At 61.3% G+C, this 23450-nt stretch carries 14 protein-coding genes; 4 read left to right on the forward strand and 10 right to left on the reverse strand.

Annotated features, from left to right (window positions below):
- Positions 1-104: 104 nt before the first annotated feature.
- From ABD833_RS19165 to ABD833_RS19175, 3 genes are all read left to right on the forward strand, one after another.
- Complete coding sequence (locus ABD833_RS19165; protein WP_345075212.1) at positions 105-3293, forward strand: ATP-dependent helicase; 3189 nt, start codon at positions 105-107, stop codon at positions 3291-3293.
- 500 nt (positions 3294-3793) lie between these two features.
- Complete coding sequence (locus tag ABD833_RS19170) at positions 3794-4279, forward strand: hypothetical protein (protein ID WP_345075213.1); 486 nt, start codon at positions 3794-3796, stop codon at positions 4277-4279.
- 35 nt (positions 4280-4314) lie between these two features.
- Entirely contained in the window at positions 4315-6060 is a 1746-nt protein-coding gene (locus ABD833_RS19175) for a tetratricopeptide repeat protein (protein ID WP_345075215.1), read from the forward strand.
- A gap of 116 nt (positions 6061-6176) precedes the next feature.
- Here the strand turns inward: ABD833_RS19175 and ABD833_RS19180 are convergent, their stop codons facing one another.
- The 5 genes from ABD833_RS19180 to ABD833_RS19200 all read right to left on the reverse strand — a co-directional run bounded on the left by ABD833_RS19180 (position 6177) and on the right by ABD833_RS19200 (position 10385).
- Positions 6177-7136 carry a hypothetical protein gene (locus ABD833_RS19180; protein WP_345075217.1) on the reverse strand — a complete coding sequence of 320 codons (960 nt, stop codon included), beginning with the start codon at positions 7134-7136 and terminating at the stop codon, positions 6177-6179.
- Positions 7137-7153: 17 nt separating this feature from the next.
- Positions 7154-8104: a hypothetical protein gene (locus ABD833_RS19185; RefSeq protein WP_345075218.1), complete on the reverse strand. Its 951-nt coding sequence runs from the start codon at positions 8102-8104 to the stop codon at positions 7154-7156.
- A gap of 87 nt (positions 8105-8191) precedes the next feature.
- Positions 8192-8674 carry a hypothetical protein gene (locus ABD833_RS19190; protein ID WP_345075220.1) on the reverse strand — a complete coding sequence of 161 codons (483 nt, stop codon included), beginning with the start codon at positions 8672-8674 and terminating at the stop codon, positions 8192-8194.
- A 143-nt stretch (positions 8675-8817) separates the two neighbouring features.
- Positions 8818-9132, reverse strand: coding sequence for a hypothetical protein (locus tag ABD833_RS19195; RefSeq protein ID WP_345075221.1), 315 nt, complete (start codon positions 9130-9132; stop codon positions 8818-8820).
- A gap of 281 nt (positions 9133-9413) precedes the next feature.
- Positions 9414-10385 (reverse strand): helix-turn-helix transcriptional regulator, encoded by a 972-nt coding sequence (locus tag ABD833_RS19200; RefSeq protein WP_345075222.1) that lies wholly within the window; start codon positions 10383-10385, stop codon positions 9414-9416.
- A 47-nt stretch (positions 10386-10432) separates the two neighbouring features.
- Here ABD833_RS19200 and ABD833_RS19205 point away from each other — a divergent pair, with 47 nt between their 5' ends.
- Positions 10433-11050 (forward strand): hypothetical protein, encoded by a 618-nt coding sequence (locus ABD833_RS19205; protein WP_345075223.1) that lies wholly within the window; start codon positions 10433-10435, stop codon positions 11048-11050.
- Positions 11051-11083: 33 nt separating this feature from the next.
- Here the strand turns inward: ABD833_RS19205 and ABD833_RS19210 are convergent, their stop codons facing one another.
- The 5 genes from ABD833_RS19210 to ABD833_RS19230 all read right to left on the reverse strand — a co-directional run bounded on the left by ABD833_RS19210 (position 11084) and on the right by ABD833_RS19230 (position 23410).
- A complete protein-coding gene (locus tag ABD833_RS19210; RefSeq protein WP_345075224.1) occupies positions 11084-11626 on the reverse strand; it encodes a hypothetical protein in 543 nt (180 codons plus the stop codon).
- Positions 11627-11680: 54 nt separating this feature from the next.
- Positions 11681-13738: a Zn-binding domain-containing protein gene (locus ABD833_RS19215; protein WP_345075226.1), complete on the reverse strand. Its 2058-nt coding sequence runs from the start codon at positions 13736-13738 to the stop codon at positions 11681-11683.
- Between the two features lie 18 nt (positions 13739-13756).
- Entirely contained in the window at positions 13757-17644 is a 3888-nt protein-coding gene (locus tag ABD833_RS19220) for a DEAD/DEAH box helicase (protein WP_345075228.1), read from the reverse strand.
- Positions 17645-17686: 42 nt separating this feature from the next.
- Positions 17687-20281, reverse strand: coding sequence for a hypothetical protein (locus tag ABD833_RS19225; protein ID WP_345075230.1), 2595 nt, complete (start codon positions 20279-20281; stop codon positions 17687-17689).
- Positions 20282-20404: 123 nt separating this feature from the next.
- Complete coding sequence (locus ABD833_RS19230) at positions 20405-23410, reverse strand: type I restriction endonuclease subunit R (RefSeq protein ID WP_345075231.1); 3006 nt, start codon at positions 23408-23410, stop codon at positions 20405-20407.
- Positions 23411-23450 lie beyond the last annotated feature (40 nt).

Consider the following 23450-nt stretch of genomic DNA (forward strand, 5'->3'; position numbering starts at 1 on the left):
AACATGATAACCTAGCCATTTGGATGGCGATGCAGGGCCTGCCCGACCGGCCCTGGTAATTTCAAGTGCTTTTCTCCTGCTCTTTCAATTTATCCTTCCAGTCAATGCTCGACGGCTCCCCGCCTATCCGATTGAATGCGCCCGTGTCGGCTTTCGCTACTGAATTCGCCCGCCTCAATGCTGCTCAGCGGCGGGCCGTGGAGCACCCCGACGGACCGGTGTTGGTCGTAGCCGGGCCGGGCACGGGTAAAACCCAGTTGCTGGCTGCCCGCGTAGCCTGGCTACTGCAGCATCCCGAGCTGCAGGTGCAGGCCCCCGAAATCCTGTGCCTGACCTACACGGAAGCCGCCGCCCACAACATGCGCCAGCGCCTGCTGCGCTTCATCGGCCCTGAGGCCCACCGCGTAGCCATTCATACGTTCCACAGCTTCTGCCACCAGCTCATTCAGGAGAATGCGGACTATTTTGGCTACCATGATCTGGCGCCCGTGTCGGGGCTGGAAACGGAGGATGTGCTGCGTCAGCTCATTGACGCGCTGCCGGCGGGCCATGTGCTGCGCCGCGTAGGGGAAGCCGCTTACTACGAGGTTCCAAGGCTGAGCAAGCTTTTCGCCGTGATGAAGAAGGAGGGCTGGTCACCGGCACATCTGGCGGAGGCCATTCGGATTCATGTGGAGGAGTTGCCCAACCGGGCCGAGTATCAGTACAAAAACTCCAGTGCCGGCAAGTATTCGAAAGGCGACCCTCGCCAAGGACTGATTGACGATGAAACCAAACGCATGGCGGCGCTGGCGGCCGGGGTAGAGCAATTCGAGCCGTACCGCGAGGCGCTGCGCGCCCGCAGTCGGTATGACTTCGATGACATGCTCGGCTGGACGCTGCAGGCGTTTGCCGAGCAACCCGAGCTGCTGCTGCGCTACCAGGAACGCTACCAGCACATTCTGGTGGATGAATACCAGGATACCAACGGGGCTCAGAACCGCATTCTGCACACGCTGGCCAGCTATTGGGACAACCCCAACATCTTTGCCGTGGGCGACGACGACCAAAGCATCTTCCGCTTCCAGGGTGCCAGCGTGGCCAACGTGCTCGACTTCACCCGCCAGTATCCGCACGCGGCCGTGGTGGTACTGGAGGATAATTATCGTTCCTCGGCCGCTGTGCTGCAGGCCGCCACCGCCCTGATTGAGCGCAACCAGGAACGGCTGGTGGGCCAGCTGCCGGGATTAAGCAAGATGCTGCACGCTCGCCACCCCATCTTCGCAGATGCGGCTACACCGCCTGCTATTCGGCGCTTTCCCTCGCCCCTGCACGAGGCGGCCTACATCGCGGCCGAGCTGGAAGCCCTGCACCGCGCGGGTTTTCCCCTGCACCAGTGCGCCGTGCTCAGCCATGACCACGGGCAGGTAGATGATCTGGCCACCCTGCTCACGGTTAGGGGCGTACCGTTTGCCCGCCGCCGGAAGGTGAACATCCTGGCCGAGGAGCCGCTGGCCCGGGGACTACGGGCCATCCTGACGTACCTGGCTGCAGAGCTACAGCAGGCACATGGCGGTGAGCCGCACCTGTTCCAACTGCTGCACCTCGACGCCCTGCGCCTGGCTCCTATTGATTGCGCCCGCCTGGCGGCTGGCTTGCGCCGCCACAATCAGGGCCTGCCGCTGGAGCAACGGCTGCGCTGGCGTGAGTGGCTATTCCAAGTGACGGAAACCCCGGAGCTGGCCGCCACGCTGCAGCTCTCGCCCGAAGCCCTCACGGCCCTGGGGCGGGTAGTTGCCCTGCTGGAGCGCTGGCTCACGGAGGCTGCGAGCCTGCCGCTGCCGGCCCTGTCGGAGCACATTTGCCTTGAAACCCTGCTACCCCATCAGCTGGCCACGCATCCGCAGCCTGACCACCTGCTCGACGTGGTCCGTACCTTGCTGCAATTCGTGCGCACGGAATGCCGCCGCCAGCCTATGCTGACGCTTGAGGGGCTGCTGGAGGTCATGGTGACTCTGGAAAGGTTGCGGGAAGGCTTACCGTTGGAACGCAGCACCGGTACGGCATCTGCCGGGGTACAGCTGCTCACGGCCCACGGGGCCAAGGGCCTGGAGTTTGAGCGCGTATGGCTGATTGGCTGCCACCAGAGTGTCTGGCTTAAGACAAAGGCTGGAGCGAGCTTCACGCTGCCTGACGCGCTGCTGCCGGGCTCTACGGACTCGCCTATCGAAGAGGCCCGCCGATTGTTCTTTGTGGGACTCACCCGGGCTCAGGAGCACTTGCTTATCAGCACCTGCGTCCAAGACCAAGCCGGCAAGGGCCTCGCCGACTGCGAGTTTATTACTGAGCTGCAGCAGTATGCCGGGCTGACTATAACCGATGTGGCCGTGCCAGCCGATGAGCTGCTGCGCGCCCAGCGGGAACTGCTGCCGCCCCCACCGCCACCGGCAGCCCTACCCGACTTCCGAATACTCGACGAGCTGCTGGCGGACTACTCGCTAAGTGCCACGCACCTGCATGCCTACCTGAAGTGCCCAATGGCCTTCTACTACGAGCAGGTGCTGCGTGTGCCTTCCCCTCGCAACGAACGCCTGCACTTTGGCAGCTCCATGCACTACGCGCTGGAACAGGCTTTCCGCCAAGCGCAGGCCGATGCGAGCTTGCGGTTCCCCGATGCCGAAACCCTGGCCACCACCTTTGCCGACCATTTCCGCCGCAGTCGCCATGAACTGCCCGTCACCACTTACGAGCGGTACCTGCATCACGGGCGCACGTTGCTTGCCGGCTATCACGCCCGATATGCCGCCACTTGGCCTGCTACGGCTGTGGTAGAGCACATCGTGCGCCGGGCAGTGCTCCCCAGCGGCATTGTGCTAAATGGCAAGCTGGATCGTCTCGACCCGCGTGCTGACGGCCGGGGCCACGATGTACTCGATTACAAAACCGGTAAGTGGAACAAGTACGACCAGAAGCGCCGCGCCGCTGCGCTACCTGTCGGCGACCTGGAAGCTTGGCGTGCCGACGAGAAGGCTCGGGGCGGCGACTACTGGCGGCAGGCGATTTTCTGCCACCTGCTGCTGATCCACGACGTAGAGCAGCGGTTTACACCGGTTTCCGTGGCTTTCGACTATCTGGAGCCCGGCACGGAACCGGGCCAGCCGACGGAGCTGAAGCGCGAGTATATCCATATCACCCCGGCAGACGAGCAGGCCGTGCTGGCCCAAATTCAGGCGGTGGACGCCGCTATTCGACGCCGCGAGTTCAGTCAGGGCTGCGCCCAGCCGAAGTGTGCCTGGTGCCAGCTGCGCGGTTGAGCCCGCTTGTTTTCCTTGAGCCCTTCGGGGTTAGCAGGTCCGCGCCGCCATTTAAATCTTATTTCTGTCCATTAGATTTTTGCTTTGGCACCCATTGCTTTAATTCCAAAACCCAGTCGCGATTCCGACGCTTTTCTGAGGTAGGCGAAGAGTATGCGCATAATTTCAGTTGCTGGGTCTTCGCCTACAGTACTGAGGTGTGATGAACCTTGCCAAGCCAGGACGTACGGAAATGAGTGCCCAGCCTGTATGGTGAGCTCAGTAATCCCGAGAAGTTTGCGACACTAAATGTCACTATCCCCCTCGTAGGTTTGCTTTATCGTCTGCCCCCGTTAATCTGCGGGACAATATCTTCCCGCTCCGGGAAGTTCGGGTGGGCTTACTCGATGCCCGCATCACTACTAATCGGGCCACGCTACCGCCCTTGGGTTGCCTTGCCCGCACCTCGCTCTTTCAACGCTGACCTATATTCCTTGCTGCTCCACCCACGCTATTCCTCTATGGCCAAATCCAAGTCTCCGGTACCGCTAGACAAGTGGTACAGCTTCGCGGCCGACTCCCGCACCCGCGCCTTTCTCACCCCGCATGTCCCGCGACTACGAATTGTGACTGATCCGGAGGATGTGACGATTGTCACCCGCTTTACCACCTACGTGCAATCGGGTGGAGATAGTCGGCTGTCGGTGCCAACCGAGGAGCCAGCCTGCTATAGCATCGGCATGCGGCGCTCGGACGGTAGCACCCTGCAGCTACGGGAAGGGACGATTTTGCAGTTTACCGAAGAGGTGCTGGCTCGACTTGATTCCCTGAACAGTCCCTATTGGCGCAAACTGAAGACGCCCTTGATCAGTGCTGGACCCAATCCGGACAGCAGCAACGTTTTGCTCTGCTACATAAATCTCACGTTCCTAAGCCCTGACCAAATCAAGCCTCATGAGCAGAGCCATATTCAACGGCTCACTCCGGCGGATACCCTGTTCGACTAAATTGTTCTATCCCTCTCGTCACGCCCTTTTGCTCGATGCCCCCATTTCCACCTCCGGTACAGCACCTGTATGAAACCGCGTTGCTCCATGAACAGTCCTCAGAGTGGGGCGCGGCAGCGACTTGCTACGAACAGGCTGTTACTTTGGTCACTGACTCACCGGAGCTCTGGGCCCGCTATGGCATGCTGATCGGTCGGGAAGGGGTGAAGAATACGGATGATCATATTGCTCTCTCGGCCTTTGCCAGGGCCGCCAAATGTCCTGCCACCACGGCCAAGGATCTTTACTGGCGGGGCATTGGAGCCCGTTTCAATGACGGCGATGGAGATGCCCGACGGGACTTAAGTGCTTCCCTGGCGCTGGACCCCACCCGCGCCGAAGCCTGGTATCACTATGCCGAGGCCTTGGAGCACCCCGCCGCGTACTTTTCCGGCGTTGGTTATGACCCGTTGCCCGAGGGACAGGCCAAGCGGTTAGCCGCCTATAACCAGGCCCTGGCTTTAGACCCAGGCAACGCGCAGTATCTGGCCGGCCGGGGTAACTTCCATCTCGCCCATGATCGGTTGGATGAGGCCCTAGCCGACCTGAACGACGCCTTAGCACAGAACCCGAGTAATGGGTGGGCAATGAAAAGCCGGGCCATCATCCGGTTCCTGCGACAGGACTTCTGGGGTGCCGTGCATGACTTCGCGGCTATTAGACCGCTGAACGGCGGCTGGCGGAATGGCGGCATAGTCGATCATATCCGCTACCCCGCCGCCCATCTGCCACCACCTGCTGAGCGCTGGGCAGCGGCGCTGGCAGTCTTCGAACAGGCGGGTATTCGGGAACCCGCCACAGCGGCCTACCTGAGCGGGCGGGCGGAGTATTTTCTGGAGCACACCGCACCAGAACGAGCCTTACAGGATGCGTGGGCAGTAGTAAGGCTGCAACCCAACGCAATACCCCACCGGGAGCTGCTGATAGAATGTCTACTAGCACAGGCTACCCCCGATTGGGGTGCTCTACTGGCCGAATATGAGTGGCTGGCCGAGCGGCCGTTACCCCGAGTGCCGAAAAAACGGGAGGTGCCTTCCGAACAGGCACTGCATCTGGCACGGCGTCGGTGGCACCAAACCTGCTACCGGCATCATGCGGCCTGGGCCGCCTTTCGGTTGGAGCGCCCGGAAACGGCGCAGCGCCACTTTGCGGCTGCGTGCACGTTTGCTTTCACTGAAAGTCCGTTTGAGGTGAAGCGGGATACCAATTTCCGACGATCTCTGTTTGCCGATCCGGCAGAGCAGGATACCCGGGTACCGTATCGGAAAGTAGAAACCGTGATAAACGGCCGCCAGTACCTGCTGGGCGAGGTGGAGGGCCTGCTTCCCCCACTGCCAGACCCAGTCTACCTGCACTGGCAGCTTATCCAGCAGCTGGAACAGGAACACGCCAACAAGGGAACCCTGCGCGCGGCCTCGCAATGGCTGAACCAGGCAGCTTGGCAGTTGGCCGGCCCGGCGCTGGGCGAAGCGTGTGAGGCGTGCCTGCAGCTGCTACTGCCAGCCGGCTACCACTTCGTGCGCCCCCGGGAAGCGGTCGAATTTGATGCGGCCCGGGAGCTGTGTCGAGCTGGCCTGGTACAGCTCCCGGCCCACGCCGTGGAGTTCAGGCTATTGCAACGCGCCCTGCTGCGGGCTGAGCTGCGCGACACGCAGAACCAACCCGGGGTCACAACCGCCACCGTACAGGCCGCCCTGGATCGATATGATACTGCCCTAGCCGCCCTGCAGGCAGGTTTGTAGCGAGTGGGCAACGTTGAATTGGGCAGCTAACTAGACCGGAACGTCACCGTTACCCCTCCCTAGCCTGATACGCACTCAATGGAGCAGCAAAGCATGCGGTACCTATCCAGGTAGCGTTACGACACCAACAAGAGCCCTTCGGGAGCTCGCGCCGAAATGCGCTGGTGGTAGGGCGAAATAAACACCTGGCCCAATGATTTCCCGAAGAAGCTTGTAAGCTCATAGCAGTCTACCGAGCCCTGACCTTCAGGCCAATAGCACGAGCCTGTCCGCCGCCATTCCACCGGCTCGTGGTCGGGCGTGCGCAAGCAGTCCAGGTAGAGGCGGGCTGCTACAATGCCGGCTACAGGCACGGGGTTGCTAAACGCCCGGCCAAAGGGGCCGACGCCACCCGGCACCGCATCCGCATCTACGCCCACTGGCCCGCCTGACTCAGTGACCAGCCGGGTCACTAGCTGCTGTCGATCCCCTTCATCGACATACGTGCGCCCGAAGGTGATGAAGAGAAGCGCATCGCGCATTTCCTCATCCGTCAGGTCCAGCGCCAGTTGCTGGCGCAGATCAATGCCCCGCGCCAGCAACTCCGCCCCTGACTTGCAGCCGACCGCGCTTAGAATGCTTGCTGTCGCTTGCGCTAGGTCATAAGCAGTGGTCGGCGACAGCCGGCCGTAGAATAGCTCCCCTAACCCGGCGGCGGTAGCCAACAGCTCGGTTTCAGTATCCGGCAGCCGAATGGCATCTGGCACGAGTGTAGGCGCGACTACAGGTGTCGCGACTGGTGCCTTATCATTCGCCAGCAGGTATACCCGCACCGTCTGTCCGTCGATTACCGTGCCGGGGCGGGAAGTATCTACCAAGGCCGGCAGCTTATTATCGTAGAGCGCGTTTTCTACTTCGATGGTAGCCAAGTGGAAATGGGTGGCCGTGTCAGCCACCTGCATGGCCAAGTCCTCTGGTGTGAGAAACTCCTGGCTACTTAGGTGCACCGTCACGGTATCTCCCTGGATAACCAGGGTTTCGAACATTCCCTCATAGGAGCCGTCATAGCGGCCGTCAGGGTTGAAGATGGTAGACATAGGCGAGGCTCAAACCGTTAAGCAGAGTGACCGAATACCGTTTCCATCAGCCAGCTATCGAGGTCGTCACGATTGCGCTCAAACCACTGGCTGCACAGGTAATAGTCGGTACCGTCATGCTTATATGGGGTAGCATAGTAGCGGAGGGGGTCCAGGTGGCGCTGGGTGATAAGCGCAGGAAATGAAAGCCGGAACGCGTAGAAGCTGTCTTCACGGTACGTGAGGTTAGGCAGGAAGGCAGCAATGCGTCCGTCGGCAAAAAGCTGCTCAAATACGGCCCGGGCGTAGGCCCCTACTTTCATTTCACTGCCGCACTCCTGGATTTTTCGATACGCTTCGGGTAGATTATCTGTGTTTCGCTCTTCCAGCTCAAATTGCTCGGTGCTGGGCAAATCCGGCATTGCGTCATCGGTTTCATCAGGGTTCGGCACATCGGCTACGTTCAGCTTTTGCAGCAATACTTCCAACTCTTGGGCGGCTGTCGCGCACAATTCTTTGGCCTTCTCATACTGCGCTTTATAGAAAGCCAGCAGTTCCGGATGCGGGTCAAGCATGCCGTCGGGGCGGGCATTTCGCATAAATTCTTCAATACGGCCAATCGCATCTTCTCGGTCTTTGTCCGTCAGGTGCGCGATGCTCGAAAATTTCTCGCCTTTTGAGCGCAAAAAAGCATCGTAGCGCAGTCCGCTTTTCTCGGCGTTGGCCTTTGGGGTCGCGGGAATCACGTTGCCGTACACGTGCAGCCCCCCACCCGCGCGGTTCATGGCTATTGCGTGTTCTTTCTCAATGGGCGCTCCTGTTAGGTCTGCGCCAGTATAGGCACACTTATTACCGAAGGCCGCGAGCGTCGTCTGCCATTGGTTATTAGAGCCTTTGGCCGTGAGTCCGCCAGCAGCTAAGCCGGCCTGCGTTAGAATGTAGCGCACGAGGGTGTTAGCGACGACACCAGGAGTAACTTGATTGGCCATGAGTTTTTGCGTTAGGATATTAAAAAAAAGTTGGGACAATAAAAACCAGTGCCGACAGGCTTGCTGGCTACCACAGAGAAGAGAAAATCAGTCGAGCAACGTGCTCATCGGCGTAAGCAAATGCGCATGCTCTCGCTCATGCTCATTCAGTTCCGCCAAATCCAAAAACTCCAGCCCGATATAACTGAGCAAATAATTGCCCGTAGTGAGTATGGGGTCATCGCTGAAACTCGGCGCTGTCAGGTAGCGCCAGTAGGGGCGGCCCAGGTTGGTAAGGCGGGCGAAAGTCCTATTATCGAAATTGACTAAAGTCCCTTCACGCAGCTCCCAGTAACCAATACTTTGTGACCGTATGCGCAGAGCGTAGCAAATGGGCTCTTCCTTCGGCAGATCCCAGGAAGATTCACCAGAGGTGATGTAGTTGACTACTCGCGTGACGATGTCCAGGTGCTCGGGCTCAGCCTGCACCCATAACCAGGGTAGGCAGGGGTTTAGGAAAGCCCTCGTCAGTGAGTCGGCAGGAAAGCTATACCACTTTGCGAGGGGCACCACGGGATGGTCTTTAGGCATATTTCTGGTCTGTTTAGGCCAAATTAAAGAAGGAGGGAAGATCAGGTAGAAAGGAGGAGTAGTCCGCAGGAGTGCAAAATCCCCTGTGCATGAGCGGATAAGAATAGAAGGATAGATTCTGCCTAGTCGATTATGAATTGCTGTTAGTCGTCGAACCGTACATCTTCGCCTCGCTCGATTACCATGATGTGCGGTTGGGTCCCCTCGGGGGCGATGCCAATGTTGAGCAAATGCACGCCGTATGCGTTACCACCAACGTCGCGCCGAACCTCGGTGGGTGAGTACGTATCGAATACCTTGTGCTTGGGCTGAGTGTTAGCGCAAAAGTCGTCTAGTAGGGTACGGGCCGCGACCTTGTCGGCGGCGTAAACGACGGAGAGGCCCGGCATATCGATGCCTAATGACCAGGTGAGGTAGGCAGTAAGATGCGGAGCGGGAGTAGTATTGGTAATGGACATGAAAAAACTGAGAAAAGACTGATTGGAACTGCTAATGCGAACATACCCACCTGCTGCTGACAGCTTCTGTCAATAACGATGATCCCGATGAAAAAGAATACTGCGACATCAAGCCGAACCAGCAACATAAGAGGCTGGTTGATCTTTTAAAAACATCTTCCTGTACAGGCTGAGGGACACTAAAGCGGAGGGAGGTGTGTGAGGATGCATGGGCAAAACTTCTAAAAGTGAAGTGCCAAACATACTACCACCTTCACGACAATTCCTGTCGCCTACTATGCTCACCACCGGGCAAGGGCCACTTTGTTGCGCACGAAGTTAGTCAGCTCTTCTGGGGCCACCACCTTTACCTCTGTCGGCAGGCCCAGCACAAAGCGTCCCACACCATCGAAGCCGTGGACTCGGCCCCGGTAGTGGTAGGCCTGGCCCGCTTCACCCTCAGCGGCGGGTACCTGATGACAGTCGGCCGCTGCCGAGGCCGATTCACGCAGCAGTAGCTGGTAGGCACGGTCGGTGAGCAGCAACTCCACGGGCTGCCACTCGTCAGTAGCGGCCATTCCAAATATATCAGGCCGGCGGCCGGAGTCGGGCAGCGTGCAGGGGGCATCCAGCAGTTCGGCTCCACCCATGCGGTTGAGGTTATACGTGCGGAACTGCCCGCTTTCCACATCATTGGTAGCCAGCTGGGTATAATTGTTGGCCAACGCCAGCGGTTCCACGTCCCGGTCGCGTACGGTGCCGGAGTTGGTCGATTGGTAGGCGAGCAGTCTTACCCGGCGGCGCAGAGAAATGGCTAGGGCCAACGTATCGAGGATGGTACTCAGGCGCAGGCCGTGTAGCTCATGAGGCTGCGGCACCAGTAAAGTGGACAGCTGTAGTTTCTGGCGTAAACTGGTCAACACGGGTGTAGGCGGGCCCAGGTCGGCCAGGCGCAGGGCCAACAGGTCTGATTCAGCCGTAGTAAGGGGCTCGTGCCGAATGCCGCGGCCTTCAGGAGCTGGTTCAAACAGGAAGTAGCGGACAGGCGGGCCAGACGTTTTATCAACGGGGTAGCCGACTTCTTCCAATAGCTTCAGGTAACGCTGCATCGTGCGCAGCTTCTTATCCAGCCGGTCCATTAATTGCGACATGGTATGCCCACCAGGCTCTTTTAACAGCCGGATGAGCTTCAGTAGCCCCAGTATCTTCTGCTGAGGGATGTCGACGGTTTCGTCCTCTTCCTGCTGTGAAATCTTCTTATTCTTGTGACTCATGTTGAAACCGGCTAAGTGCCGGCCGACAAATAAAACCTTTTCGTCAGATGGTGACCTTATACCGTGCCGAACCCGCGCAGCAAAAACAATATAACCCGCTGGACCGTCGGCCGCCGCAAAATGTGCCCTACGTCGTCGACAATCTGTGGGAATGGGCCCGCCCGGCCAACTGCCCCAGTCGCCGTGGTTGCGAATATGCCAGCCCCGATCCTCAATCGGCCCGAAAAAGTGCTGGCGATAAGCCAGACCTGCAGGTGTTTCGGTTGCATTTCAAGCCCGGTGCCATCGCCCTCCAGATAGCCGAACCCGATGCGAAAGAGCACCGCGATATCAAGCCGAACCAGCTGCGCAAGACGCTGTTTGAGCTCTTGAAACCTCACCCCAATTCGCCATATCCCAGCTGGGCCAGCCAGCCGCTGCCCCTGAAGCTGGCCGCCGCGCCACTGTTTCTTCCCGTCCTGAGCCGCGAGGAATTAGATGCCCTGCTTGGGGCCGGTGGCCCGCTGGCAAACATTGCCGACCAACTACGCCAGCAAGTTGGCTTCTGGAACAGTGCCAAGCTGATAGACTTCAGCGCGGCGGCGTTGCCTTACGGCGTGGGCGAGGTGTTTTTCGAAGCTGGCTCGGTGGAGCAGAAAGAGTTGGTGGAAATGCCGAGTACATAGGCACCCGTATTTAAAGTAGCCGACAGCTGCTCGTCATTGGTTGCCATGCTGTTCCCAGGCCTCGCGCAGGCGCCAGCCATCTTTTGTGCGCATGCAGTGGTAGATATCCGCCGTATTGGACTTGCGCTTAGGCTCATAGCGCTTGGAAGCCTCTGTGTAGGCATTATTTACGGAAATAGCCTGTATCGGCGAAAACCCCGGTACGGACTGGTACGGCTGATTCTTCGCCCTTACATCCGTAATCAAGCAGTTAACAGCCTCCTGGCAGTAGGGTAGTTCATCCACGTACTGCTGGTACATCCTTAAGCCATCCGGAAATTGGAGCGTTACGTCCGCCTTTCCCCATGGCGTTTGATTCAAGGTGAAAGTGAGAACGCCGTCAGCGGCCACTACCTTAAACTGCTTAGGCGTGAAGACTTCAGGGGGCGGTAAAAGCTGGTCAGGGTGGTGAACCAGCAGGTGCATCATTGCCCCCGATGCCAGCCGTAGTCGCTCGTGGGTGTGCACGTCGCAGGGCTCACCAAGCGGGTTTACATAAATTGGCAGCAGCTGAATAGTATCAGAGGAGACGGGCATGATGTGCAGGTTGAAAGAACGGCTTAATAGGAAAATGGTAGTGTGGGTACCAGGCTAGCTTGCTTGGTTATTTGCGAAAAAGCCAAACTCCGGGTCCACTACCAGTCGGCGGTCCAGCAGCGAGTTGAACTCCTCGCACGAGGTTTCGGGTAGCAGTGCGCAGGCCGCGCAGGCTGCTAGGTTCAGCCCACCCACCCCCTGTCCCTGCGCATCGGTATGCCAGCAGATGGGGTCCGCCGCGCAATCGGTAGCCCGCTGCAGGGCTGATTGCAACAGGCCCGGCAACCGGCCCATCCGGCCCAGCGACACGAGGCCACCATACGATCCCTCCGATCCGGCAATGGTGTAAATCAGCAAGCCCTGCATCTGCGGCCCCACGTACAGGCGCTCCTGCAACGAGGTAGCCGGGTAGCCGCACTGGAATTCCAGCTCGCGTACCAGCAGGTGGCTGAGCGTATGCAGCAGCACGAAACGGGCCGTAGCCTTGCGTGCCGCCCCCGGCGAGCCCGCCGACATCGCCCCCTGGTTGGCCAGTAACTGGTCGAGCCTTTTCAAAACGGCAGGCTTGTTTTCCCATTGCCGCAGCCGTTCGGCATTAAGCGTAAAGAATAGGCCTTCCCCGTAGCTTTCCACGCCGAGCAGGGTATGGGTTTTGAGGCCGTACTTGAAGGTGAAGCGCCGGCGGATACTGAGCGGGTTGCCTTTCTCATCCTGAGCCAGCACAGCATCCCGGTCCAGCGGCTGCTGCCGCGTGTAAGATGTTTGCACCGCCGTCATTTTCAGTCGGTCCAATTGCCAGGCCGGCCCGAGGCCAGGCACCGCATCTGTTAAATCGAGCGGGCGCAACAGCAGCTCCTTGGCATCCGCTGGCGTTGCCTGTGTAGTGATGTATTGGTATTCAGCCCGTCGATAATCTTCCTCGCCGGGCAGACTGGGTTCGGGCACGGGTGGCAAGGCCGGCGCCGGCGCCGGAATGACAAAGCCGGCTGCCAGCAGCTCCTCAAACTGCTCTGTGCTTAGCTCAACGCCATGCTTATCGAATAATCGTTTCAGGTTGCGGTGCACCGGCATTTCGTCCTCGTGGTTTTCCCGAAGGGTTTGGGCCATTGCCTGCGTAAGCCCATCTGGAGTTGAGGGGCCTTGCGCATCGGTACCTACCACCTCCGGCTGCTCGCCTGGCAGGTAGAGGCTCTGCACGATGTGCGGATAATACACGCTGTTGCTAGCGCGCAGCACCGGTTTCATCGGCACGCCGCGGCGTGGGCGTTCTACGCCGTACTCCTCCATGTCGGTTTCCGGCACCCGCAGGCCAAACAGGCCCGACAGCGTGGCGCTGCCCAAGCGCTCGGTGCCGCCATCGGCCAGCCGCCGCCGTGCCTCAATGGTGATGCCCTTGAGGTCATTGAGGCGGCCCGACGTACGGTAGTACAGCTCGGTGCCCCTGGGCAAATCCCGCCGCATGGCCAGCGTAGTGGTGCTTGTTTCGCCGGCTTCCTCCGGGGTGGTTGCATCATCTTGCGGCGCTTCGGGAGCCGCTGTTTCGTTTTCCTGCCGATGCCGCAACGCCCAGTGCGGCCACGGCACATCGGCGATGCTGCCGGCCGGCGAGGTCATCACGAAGCGTACCTGCTCCAGCGTTTGCCAGCGGGCTGGCCCACTCAGGTTGTCGTTGTGGAAGCAGTAGTCGCAGCGCGGCGCTTCCTCGAAGCGGCTTACTTCAAAAGCCGTCTTGCGGGTGGCTGTCAGGTACCATTGTCGGCGCCAATTGGCGTGGTGGTCGAAGCGGGCACAGCTGGGGCAGTACATCCACTTCGGAAAAAAGTCCACGGCCACCCGGGGCCGGCTGGGGGCACCCGCAAAAGCCAGTGGCGGGTTGGAGGGCATGCGGGCCAGGCGGCGCAGCTCCGGGAACAGGCAGCGCAGGCGGGCCAGCAGGCGAATATCGTTCAGCCGGTTTTCCTCGCGGTAGGCGCGGGGACTCTTTCCGCGCAGATATGGCCATTCGTTGGCGGACAGGATACGTAGCGCACCAAGGCGCGACTCGATTAGCGAGCCCACGCCGCCGTAGGCGCTGCAAAGCTTGCGGGTTTGTAAAGAATCAGTAGCAGGCATCAGTTAGAAAAAAAGGCACTATATCGTTGGCATGGCGGGCGCGTCGGTCACGGGTTCGGCTTCGGGCCGGAAGCCCAACGTCGTTTCCGTATCCACCTCCCGCATGGAGGTCGGCAGGTTCCAATAGTTGGGGTGTTGCGGCTCGCCGGGCTCTTTGCTCAGAAGCGGAGTATTGTGTTTCTTATTCTTGTAGTGCAAAGGTTTGTCCACGCTCAGGCCGGCCTGCTTTTTGGCCAGCCAGTCATTGGCAAGCACGGCCAAGCGGGCTTGCAGGTTGGCGGCCAGGGCCGGGTCTTCCGTTATTTGCTCGCCCAGCAGTTCGCCAAGCGCAGTGGCCATTTCCAACTCGAAAGCCGCGGCCGGCTTGCCCTTGTAGTGCCGCACCCAAGTTACCAGCAGGCTGTTGAGCATCCGGTCCAGCGTTTGGGGCGTGAACGGGGTCAAACTCAGCGGCTCCACGTGCTTGTAGTAGGTCTGGTTAAAGCCGGTATATTGCTCGAAGATGGATTTCTCGCGCGCCCGGTTCGCATCCATCAGGCTGAACACCAGCCCCTGGTCGGTACGGGCCACGCGCGAGCTGGCCTGAATGTATTCGGCGCTGTTGCGCGGCTGCCCGCAGAGCACCATCAGGTTTAGGCGGCCGATGTCGATGCCCACCGACAGCATATTGCTGGCCAGCACCAAATCCACGCCGCTTACCACCCGCCGCTGCTCACTGTCAGCTGCGTTCAGCTTCAACGGCTCGCCCAACTCGTGGAGCGCGTCCTTAATTTTGTTGCTTTCCACGCGACTGGTCAATTCCCGGGTCCGGCTCATCAGGCCATAGTAGGGCCATTGCCGGCCGGGGCCGTCCAGGTTCCAGTGCTGATGCCCGGCCTGGAGCAGGCCAAAAACCTCCGAGCTGACTTTGTTATACATCTTGCCCACGTCGCGTAGGCTGTTGTAGTACAGCACCAGGGTCCAGTAGCGGTCCAGGCGGGCCAGGGCGTCGGCCTCGGTGGCGTAGGTGGGCCGTAGGGCGCGCCAGGCCTCGGTGCGGGCCAGCAGCAGCAGCGAAACCAGTTGCAGCTGCATGTCCAGATTGGTTTTGCCGGTGGCCATCACGCCCACGTGGCGACGCTGGCTCTCGCTGGTGTTGTAGGCAAAAAACGAGTCATCGTAGCGAATGCCCGCCGGCGGAAAAATGGATACCGGGCGGTCGTACAGGGCCCGCACCTGGGCTGCCGTATTGCGGGTGGTCGCCGTCGAGGCAATTATCTTGGGAGGGCGCTGGCCCAGCGGGTCAGTGCACAGCTCCTTTACCACGCGCTCAAACAGCCCAGTCAGCGAACCCAATGGGCCGCTCAACAGGTGCAGCTCGTCTTGAATGATGAGCCCGGGAGGAGCCGTGCCCGCCTGCCGGAAGAACAGGCCGGCTTTCTCCTTGTGGGGCAGCATGGCAAACTTATCAACCGTGGCAAAGAGCAGCGTGGGCGGGTGCTTATACAGCTCTTCATCCACTACGCTTACTGGCACTGGGTGAATAGCCTGCCCCGCCGCATCGCGCTGCCCGAAGTGGCAGCGCTCGTTCAGGCAGGTGAGCTGGCCGGTGGCATCAAAGCCGGTGTGGTATTGCCCGCGCTGAACGCTAATAGTCTCGCAGCCACACCACGGGCAGGAGGCCAGCTGAAACACATTCTTTTGAAAGCTGGGCTTGCGGGTATATTCTTTTGCTTTGGCCTTCGTTTTGGGCCGGCTTAACTGGTAATTCGTTTGCCGGATTTCTTCTAGCAACTCCTCGTAGGCTTGCCCAGCTTCTGCGCGGGTATTAGGCGTAGTAGCTTGGCCCACCCACAGCCCCAGGGTGAGTGGCTCGCGCCCGAGCACCTTTCGGCCGGCCGCGTCGCGCCACTTCGTGCGCAGAAACTCCAGCGCGCACATCAGCCGGCTGGCCCGCTCCGACTGTTGCGTGGTGAGCAGGCGCAGGGTGTAGCGCATCATTACGGCCACCCCCTTTTGCCCGCGCTCGCCCCCGTGCCAGCGCCGCCAGATAATGGCCAGCGCGGTTACGGCCAGGTAGGCTTCGGTTTTGCCGCCCCCGGTCGGAAACCAGATGAGGTCCACCAGTTCCCGGTCCGGTAGCTGTCCGGCCGTGCCTTGTGCTTGCGTGTCCCGCGCCTCATTCACCGTCACCGAGTTAAGGCTCATGAGCAGAAAAGCCAGCTGGAAAGGGCGGTAGCTGAACGGAATATGGCCGCCCCCTCGTGCCCGCCGCCCCGGATGGTTGCGAAACCCTTCCAATTCGGTATAATTCGTGGCGGCGTAGTGCTCCGGGAAATCGTCGTAGGGTTTGGGCTCACCGGCGTAGGCCAGGTCATCCGATACTATCATCTGCAACAGCATGGCCGTGTTAGCCCGGCGGAAGGCCTCGAGTACGCGCTGGTCACGGCCCAGGAGCGCCACCGCGTGGCGCATCCGTTCCAGAGCTTGGGCCTGATTGGTCAGCAGCGGGGCATAGCAGTCCTCGTTCACGGGTTCCTGCCGGGCCTCGGCAGCCTGGCGGCGCGTCCAGGCGGCGTACTCATCCAGGAAGAGCGTCAGGAGTTCCTGCAGGCGATTGGCGGGGTAGGCAGCCTCGCCCCAGTGCGAAAGGTTGCGTAGGTCCAGCACTTCTTTCATCGCCTGGTCCTGCGCGGCGGTAGCGGCGGGCCGCAGCACCGTGCTCACGCCGGGCACGTCCACCGTCGGCAGGAACGTAGAGCGCAGCATCGTGGGTGGGTTGGCCGGGTTGCCTTCCCAGGCCGCAGCCGCGCCGTGGCCGATGCCGTAGGAGGGGCAGTCGCGGTACTGATAATTCAGAATGGCCGCTTCCTGGTCGCCGGCCGTGAAGCGGTTGAAATCGGGCTTGTAGGGCAGGAGCGCGGCGCCATCGGGCAGGTTGGCCGCCACGCTCACCTGAAACCGGCTTTTTTTGTTCAGCTCCTCGTTGGCATTGCTGAACTCGCGCGCCGGGTGTCGCTCCACGGCATTGTGCGCTAGTAGCTTGACGTAGCGCCGGGATGGCTCTCCGCGCTGGGGCTCGGCAGCGACGGTGTAGGTTTTTACCCAGCAGACTAACCCTTCCGGGCCTTCGGCCCCGGCGGTATATTTTACTTCCGGTTGGTTGAGGTCAGCCAGAAACGTCCATTCAAAGGGCAGACGCTGCCAGAGGCGGTTAGCGGGGCGCAGCAGCTTGTCGAGGGCCGCTACGCCGGGGCTGTTGCGCAACTCGCTGGTTTTGGCCCCCAGGCGGTCGACTTCGGCAAAATCTTCGCTTCGGTTGCGACGGCTGTTGCCCTTGGGGGCAGCCACCAGCGCCAGCGTTATGCTTGTCTCGTCGTAAGCCAACTTCTGCCGCAGCGTTTCGGATAGCGCCGCTCGCAGTCGCTCCCACTCATTGGGAGCCAGCCGCACCGCCAGTTGGTCGCGGCCTGCCTGCCAGGGCCGGTAGCTGGCACCCCGCACCGTTACGCGCAGCTGCCCGGACGTTGCAGGCACGCAGCAGGTCAGGCCCAGGTTGCTCGGGAAGTAATGGTTGGCGGCTGCGTACTCATCCCGGGCTTCGGAGGCGTCGGCGGGTACCGGGGCCGGCGCATCATCGGTGGCTACGCCGGCCTCGGGGTGGATTTCGGCCCCGTTGGGCTCACTGTCTTCGGCGTCTTCCGGCTCATCGGCCAGCTCGGCTTTGGCGTATTCTTCCTCGTCCGTGCCGGGGTCCTGCTCAGCGGCCCGGTCGGGAAACAGAATGCCGGTGTAGTAGCGCTGCAAGGGAAAATCATCCAGCACTTCGGTTGCCGGGTCACCCGTATAGGTGTCGCTGCCCGGTCCCAGCAGCGAGCTTTCGAGACGGTGGGTAAAGAAGTCGCGCGGTGCGGCGGCAGTTGGCATGGCTCTGCTTGGAAAAAAGAGGAATGTCGATTTCGGAGAGGGTTATCTCGGGCTGATACGGTACACGGTACGTTCCACGGCGCTCAGCAGCACCAGCTCCAGGGTATCGGGCTCCAGCTTGCTCAGCAGGCTGCCTTTAGCTCCGGTCAGCCGATAGCGCAGCACCTCATCGCTGAGGCCCTTGCCCAGCGCAATGCTCAGCTGATGAAACTTGCTGCGGCAGTGGCGCACCTCTTCCGCCTCGCCGAGCTGTAGCAGGCGGCAATCCAGGAGGTCCACGTGCCGGGCCAGCTTTTGCAGCGCGGGCAGCGTAGTGGGGTCGCCGGGGAAGCGCCGCTTGCCATCCAGGTAGCTGCGCAGCGTTTGCGGCCCCACATCCAGGCCACCGCGCACCCGCAGCGCGGCGTAGAGCGCCGATGTGCTGGGGTAATGCGCGGCCAATTGCTGCAAAGCTTCCTGCCACACCGCCGAGGCTTGGTCAATGCGCCGAACCAAGCCGTTGCGGTCATGCTGGCGCAAAATCTGGGCAATGAGCTTCGGCTGGTCGTTTTCATAGAAGATGACCCGGTCTCCGTCCTGCAGCTCATCCACCTGGCAGGGAACCAGGTCCGTGGTGCTGACAACCGTTTCGCCAGGCTCACGCCGTAGCACCCGCGTGTGGCCATCCAGCTCGGTTCGGTAGCCATCGGCGAAGGCGAGAGTAAAGAGCTGGCCGCTGGCCCGGCCGCGCTGCCGCTCGCTGGTGTAGCGGGCTTCGCCCACGGCATACAGCTCATCAAAATAATCGAGCTGGCCGGGGGCAGTACAATCCTTCCCATTTGAGCCGCCCGGTGAGGTGCCTCCACTACCAATTGCCCCGGTATCCGGCACCAGCTGCTCGTAGCTCAGGCCCAGCACGCTGGCCCGGCCCCCGGCGCGAAGCTGCGCCTGCTCCTGCTGGCGCAGGCTGGCCAGCGTGCGGGCATACAGTCCGTCTTCCACGCTGGCCAGCAGCACCAGTTGCACGGGGCAGGGCGCGGTTTGCAGCTCGGCCAGCTGGTCGCGGTTGAAAAGGAAGGGCACCAGCAGCACCGTGTTGGCCGCGAACAAGCTCTTGCGCAGGCGCTGGCGTACGTTGTCAGGCCCGTTCAGCAGCGGGAGTACTTCTACCCCGCGCACGCCGCGCCACACGGCTTGCGTGGCCGTCAGCGTTTCGCGGTCAGCTACCAGCACCACGGACCGGCCCTCGTCCAAGGCCTCGGTGGCCAGCTCCCGGAGTGTATCGTATTTGGGGCTGTGCTGCTGAAAATAGGCAAGCAGGTCGGAAAAGGCAGCTTGCAGGGCAGCGCGGGCAGGTTTCAGGTCGCGCCAGCGGTTGGCATCGTCGAAGGCATCCTCCAGCTCCTCGCTATCCAGGCACTCCGCAACCTTTCGGCTCAGCTCGGCCAGGTAGGCGCGCGCGTCGCTGTTGGTACCGGCCGGGGGCAGTGGGTAGCGCAGGCAGCGGTGCAGCAGGTGCCACACCAAGGGCAGGCGCACCGGTAGGGGAGCGGCTTCCGTCACCTGCCCCAGCGCGTCGAGCACCTGGCGCACCGCAGCCACCAGCGTGGCTAGGTCGGGCGCGGGCGGGGCGGACAGGGGCACGGCAGTCAGCTGCACCGGGTCGGGGCGGTGGCGCGGGCCCTGAGTTTCGGTGCGCGACCACGGCCACACCACGCAGCCGGGCGTTTCACCCACGCCCAGGTCGGGGCCCCAGAAGGTGAGGCTGGCCCAGTGCCGGCCCTCGTAGGCTTGCACCAGCTGGGCCACTTTCAGCGAGTTGCCTACGGCGGCTTTGCCCACTACGCTCAGGTGCCAGTTTTTTATGTTGGCAAACCGGGCTTGCTTCCGCAGCTCCAGCGCTTCAGTCAGCGAAGCAACCACGTTGATGGACGCGGCGAAGGGCAGCCCCCAAACCTGCTTGCTGCTGATGCCGTTGGTGCGCCGCGTCCAGCACAGGGGCAGGCCGGGCACTTTTTGCAGCACCGCTTCTTCAAAATGCCGGAAAGCATCGGGCGGGGCCACCAGAATAGTAAGGCCGTCGTGCGGGCGGGGGAGACTGTCCTTGTCGGCCATCCGAAACAGGCGTTGGGCCTGCCGTGTGCCCGCCAGCAGCTTCTCCAGCCACGCCTGGTACTGCACGTACCGAAACCCGGCCCGGTTGTCGTCCAGCAAGCCCGCAAACTCGAAGGGCGCCGCCAGCTTCCGGCAGTCGGCAGCCACCACCGTCCGTGCCCGGTTATCGCTCACCCGCCGCAGGGATACCTTGCCTGCCTGGTCAGGCGCTGCCTCCACTTTCCAGATGGTTTCATCGTGCAGCACGTGGTCGCCTGGCTTTAGGTAAGGGGTTGCTGCCCCCACCGGCGGCTCGTGGCCCGCCAGCCAGGCGGCCGTGGCAGCCATCCGCAGCCCGGCGCTCAGGTCTTCGCCGTGCGCGGGCAGAGCCACAAACAGGGGCTTGGGCCGGTCCGAGGCGCACTGCTGCCGGTGGCGCACCAGCAGCGCGGCGTTCAGCCACTCAAATTCCGTAAGGGGCACAGCGTCGAGGGCCCAGCGCTGACGCAGGGGCTCCACCAGCTGCGCACGCAGGCGCGCAGCGTATTGGTCATCTTGCTTCAATCGGGTAAAAGTTAAATCAGATTAGTATACTTCGTCTTTGGATTTATCCGGAAAAATAGCGGCTCGCTGCGGGATTATCGGGGCTCTTTAATTTCTTTTATAGCCTCCGCTGTGGCCTGACCATCATATTGCCGCGCCCCGCGCCGCGCCACCGCCACCCAAGCGCTGCGCCAGCATCGATTTGAACCAGAGCCGCTTCATCTGCGCATTGGCCTTGTCCTCGCTCAGCTTGTTGTAGAGCTCCAGCTTGGTGTCAATGAAATCAAGCAGCGCACTATCCAGCACCTCGCTGAATTTCGCCTCGATGTTCTGCTCCGAGTTATTAGGCGTGAAGGCACCGGCCAGGTCGGCATCCGCTTCCACTTTGGTGCGGATAACTTCGAAGTCCACCTTGTCCGACTCCGTCAGCTCCAGGCCGAAGGTGTCGTTCAGGATTTTGATGATGGCCGACAGGTAGTCGTACACTTCCTCGCCACTGCCGCCGCCGCCGCCGGGCGTCAGGCCCTGCAAGGGGCCGTCTGCTTCGGCCAGGCCCAGCTTTTGAGTGCCCTGCTCCAGGATTTTGTAGGAGTCCAGCTTCACGTCGTTCAGTACTTCGCGGGGCAGTTTGGAGCCCTCGGCGGGCAGCTTTTTCACGAGGTGGCTCAGCAGGTAATACAGCTTGGCTAGGTCCACGTCCTGAAAGGTAATCAGCTGGCTCAGGAAGCGGTAGAGGCGCACATACTCGCCGGCGGCGGCGCGAAAGTGATTCTGCTCATCGTCATCCAGGGCCAGGAAGCGGGCCACGCAGCCATCCAGCAGGGGCTGGAGCAGGTGCAGGTTGTCGGTGTGCTGGAGGTAGATTTCAGCGAAGCGGTCCAAGTCTGCTTCGCGCACCACGGGCACGGCCATTAGCTGGTCCTGCACGTCGTAGAGGGCATTGGGGTCAGTCTGGTCTTCCTCGGCCATCCGGTTGTGATGGTAGTAGCCCTGGAAATCTTCCTGTACCTGGGCCGGGTCGTTCACGAAGTCCAGCACCAGGGTGTCGTCTTTGTGGCGGGTGGTGCGGTTCAGCCGGCTCAGCGTTTGCACGGTGTTGATGCCGCCCAGCTTTTTATCCACGTACATGGTGTGGAGCAGGGGCTCGTCGAAGCCGGTCTGGAACTTGTTGGCCACGATGAGCAGCCGGAACTGCGGCAGCTTGAGCGCCGCCTCAATGCTGGCTTTGCCATTGAGGGCGTTCATACCATTCTCGGTGTAGTCCTCGCCGGTGTCGGGGTCGCTCACGGTGCCCGAGAAGGCCACCAGCGCCCGGTAGGGCAGGCCCATGCCCTGCATCACCTCGTCAAACTTGCGCTTGTAGCGCACGGCGTGCAGGCGCGAGCGGGTGACTACCATGGCCCGCGCCCGGCCCTTTATGGCCTTTTGGGTGTGCTGCTGAAAGTGGGCCAGCATCAGCCGGGTTTTCAGCTCGATAGCGTGGTCGGTGAGGTCTACAAACTGGCTGAGCAGCCGCACCACCGGGCCTTTCTCGTACTCCTTGTCGTCGAGCTCTACTGCCTTGGTGGCCAGCTTGTAATAGCGCTGAAAGCTGGTATAGGCCCGCAGCACGTCCAGAATAAACCCTTCCTTAATGGCCTGGCGCATGGTGTACTCGTCGAAGGGCACCACCTGGCCATTTTGCTTCGTCCCAAACAGCTCCAGCGTTTTGGGCTTGGGCGTGGCCGTGAAGGCGAAAAACGACACGTTGGGCTGTGGGCCGGTCTTGGCGATGTCGTCCAGCACTTCCTCTTCCAGGGTTTTTTCGTGGGCGTCCTTTTCCACGGCATCTTCCAAGCTCAGGGCTTTTTTGAGGTGGCGGGCGCTTTCGCCGCTCTGGCTGCTGTGGGCCTCATCTATCAGCACGGCGTAGCGGCGGCCGGGCACCTGCGCGATGGTGGCCGAAATAACCGGAAACCGTTGCAGCGTCGTCAGTATCAGCCGGCGGCCGTCTTCAATGGCCTGCTTCAACTCCCCGCTGGGGGTGCTGTCCTGCACCTGAAATATTACGCCCGAGGTTTGCTCGAAACCCTTCACGTTGTCGGCGAGTTGCTTGTTGAGCAAGCGGCGGTCCGTCACCACAATCACCGAGTCGAACAGCGGCCGGGCGTCGGTGGGGTGCTGGTAGAAATTGGCCAGCCGATGTGCCAGCCACGACAGCGTATTGCTCTTGCCCGAGCCGGCCGAGTGCTTGATGAGGTAGCGCCCGCCCGTACCCTCGGCCTGCACCGCCGTCAGCAGCCGGCACACGGCCCGCCGCTGGTGATAGCGCGGAAACAGCAGCCGCGTGGTCTTCTGCATCTCCAACTCGCCCTTCTTGTCGTTATATACCTGCTCCTCGGTAGTTTGCTCAAACACGAAGTGCTGCACCAGCTCCAGCAGCGAGTCGGGCGCCCACACTTCTTCCCAGAGGTAGGCGGTGGCAAAGCCGGCCGGGTTAGGTGGGTTCACCACGTCCTGGTTGAAGGGCAGGAAGAACGTGCCCGCCCCAGCCAGCTTGGTGGTCATGTACACCTGCTCGGTGCTCACGGCAAAATGCACCAGGCAGCGCCGGTACTGAAACAGCGGCTCCTGTGGGTTGCGGTCTTCCTTGTACTGCCGGATGGCGTCGCTGATGTATTGGCCGGTGAGGGCGTTTTTCAGTTCGGCCGTGAGCAGGGGCAGCCCGTTCAGGGTCAGCACCAGGTCCACGGAGTTGTCGGCGTCCTTCTTGCTGGTGGCGTAGCGCACCTGCCGCAGCACCCCGAAGCGGTTTTGCTGGTACAAGGTCTCGTGCTCGGGGTTGAGGCCGCTGGCGGGGCGGAAGTAGGCCAGGCGTAGCTTCTGCCCGCTTATCTTAAAGCCTTCGCGCAACACCGGCAGCACACCCTTGTCCTGAATCTGCTTGGCCAGCCGCTGCAAAATCTGGCCCTGGGTTTGGTCGGGACCGTATTGCGCCACCAGCGCGTCGTAGGCCTTGCGCTGCGTGAGCTGCAGGAAGGCCATGACTTCCTCCGGCACCAGCCCCAACTCCGGCGAATACGCCTGGGGCTTTACCCGGTGGTAGCCGTTGTCGAGTAGGTAGCCCTCAATGTCCTGTTCCAGGTCTTTTTCCTGCGTGCCGCTGGCCATAGCTCAAGTAGTGGGGCACGGGGGAAGGCCGCGCCGGGTA

It is taken from the genome of Hymenobacter fastidiosus (genome assembly GCF_039539565.1).
GTDB classification, from domain to species: Bacteria; Bacteroidota; Bacteroidia; order Cytophagales; family Hymenobacteraceae; genus Hymenobacter; species Hymenobacter fastidiosus.

Bases quoted from the DNA above. Each gene is read 5' to 3' on its own strand.
- ABD833_RS19165 (WP_345075212.1), top strand. From the start codon at position 105: ATGCTCGACGGCTCCCCGCCTATCCGATTGAATGCGCCCGTGTCGGCT.
- ABD833_RS19170 (WP_345075213.1), top strand. From the start codon at position 3,794: ATGGCCAAATCCAAGTCTCCGGTACCGCTAGACAAGTGGTACAGCTTC.
- ABD833_RS19175 (WP_345075215.1), top strand. From the start codon at position 4,315: ATGCCCCCATTTCCACCTCCGGTACAGCACCTGTATGAAACCGCGTTG.
- ABD833_RS19180 (WP_345075217.1), bottom strand. From the start codon at position 7,136: ATGTCTACCATCTTCAACCCTGACGGCCGCTATGACGGCTCCTATGAG.
- ABD833_RS19185 (WP_345075218.1), bottom strand. From the start codon at position 8,104: ATGGCCAATCAAGTTACTCCTGGTGTCGTCGCTAACACCCTCGTGCGC.
- ABD833_RS19190 (WP_345075220.1), bottom strand. From the start codon at position 8,674: ATGCCTAAAGACCATCCCGTGGTGCCCCTCGCAAAGTGGTATAGCTTT.
- ABD833_RS19195 (WP_345075221.1), bottom strand. From the start codon at position 9,132: ATGTCCATTACCAATACTACTCCCGCTCCGCATCTTACTGCCTACCTC.
- ABD833_RS19200 (WP_345075222.1), bottom strand. From the start codon at position 10,385: ATGAGTCACAAGAATAAGAAGATTTCACAGCAGGAAGAGGACGAAACC.
- ABD833_RS19205 (WP_345075223.1), top strand. From the start codon at position 10,433: ATGGTGACCTTATACCGTGCCGAACCCGCGCAGCAAAAACAATATAAC.
- ABD833_RS19210 (WP_345075224.1), bottom strand. From the start codon at position 11,626: ATGCCCGTCTCCTCTGATACTATTCAGCTGCTGCCAATTTATGTAAAC.
- ABD833_RS19215 (WP_345075226.1), bottom strand. From the start codon at position 13,738: ATGCCTGCTACTGATTCTTTACAAACCCGCAAGCTTTGCAGCGCCTAC.
- ABD833_RS19220 (WP_345075228.1), bottom strand. From the start codon at position 17,644: ATGCCAACTGCCGCCGCACCGCGCGACTTCTTTACCCACCGTCTCGAA.
- ABD833_RS19230 (WP_345075231.1), bottom strand. From the start codon at position 23,410: ATGGCCAGCGGCACGCAGGAAAAAGACCTGGAACAGGACATTGAGGGC.